The organism is Aliivibrio sp. S3MY1, assembly GCF_028765575.1.
GTDB lineage: Bacteria > Pseudomonadota > Gammaproteobacteria > Enterobacterales > Vibrionaceae > Aliivibrio.
This window is the reverse complement of sequence record NZ_JARACO010000087.1, coordinates 1-861: the sequence shown is the minus strand read 5'-3', so window position 1 is coordinate 861 and position 861 is coordinate 1. Positions and strand designations below refer to the sequence as shown.

Below are 861 nucleotides of genomic sequence, written 5' to 3'. Positions count from 1 at the left end.
CGGGCTTGCTGCAAATAATCTGAATGGATAAATGAGCCCTACAATGGGCTCATTATTACTATAAAATAACCTCAATATTAAAGAGACGATTAATGAAGGTGGATCTCTCCTGTACTATTGTTTTTCGTCTATCGTTACGCAACCAAAAATCAAACTGTCCCTTATTTAACATTCGTAATGATTCAAATCCTTGAATTGTTGACCATGCTCGTTTTCTCACTTTGAAACCACCGGTAGCTACGATCAATTTCTTAATTGGGGCATGATCTGATTCAATACCATTATTGAGGGATTTTATTTGCCGTTGATTTACATCAGCGCGTAACAAACCTTCTTCTTTTAGGCGAGTTATGGCATTGGCGTATGAGGAATGTTTATCTGTGCTTAACGTTTTAGGTTGATTTTCTAAGCGATACGGCCTTAAACAACGCTTAATGAATTGATAAGCTGACTCTTTATTTCTCTTATGAGAGAAATAAAAATCAAGGGTTTCACCTTGTTTATTAATAGCTCGATAAAGATAAAGCCATTTACCTTTTACTCGAACGTATGTTTCATCAAGTTGCCATGAAGAGTCAGATGTCGTAAATTGATATCGACGTAATTTCTTACGTAGTTTAGGGGAATACTCAATAAACCATCGGTAAATGGTAGAGCGATTAACGAAAATACCACGCTCCGCAAGCATATCACTGACGTGTGCATAACTAAGAGTTGTCGTACCATACCAACGAAGAGACCAGAGGATAATTTCTGGTGCAAAGTGTTTCCATTTAAATTCGGATTGAGTCATTGAGATGGTAGTTTAATTGAAAGAGAGAGGGATTTTCTGTTAGAAATGGATTTTTTGCAACAACCCCA

General features: G+C 36.8%; 1 protein-coding gene. It reads right to left on the bottom strand.

Annotated elements, in window-relative coordinates; genetic code table 11:
- Positions 1–58 precede the first annotated feature (58 nt).
- Positions 59–793, bottom strand: coding sequence for an IS6 family transposase (locus PVK62_RS17340; RefSeq protein WP_274421126.1), 735 nt, complete (start codon positions 791–793; stop codon positions 59–61).
- Between the last annotated feature and the right edge of the window lie 68 nt (positions 794–861).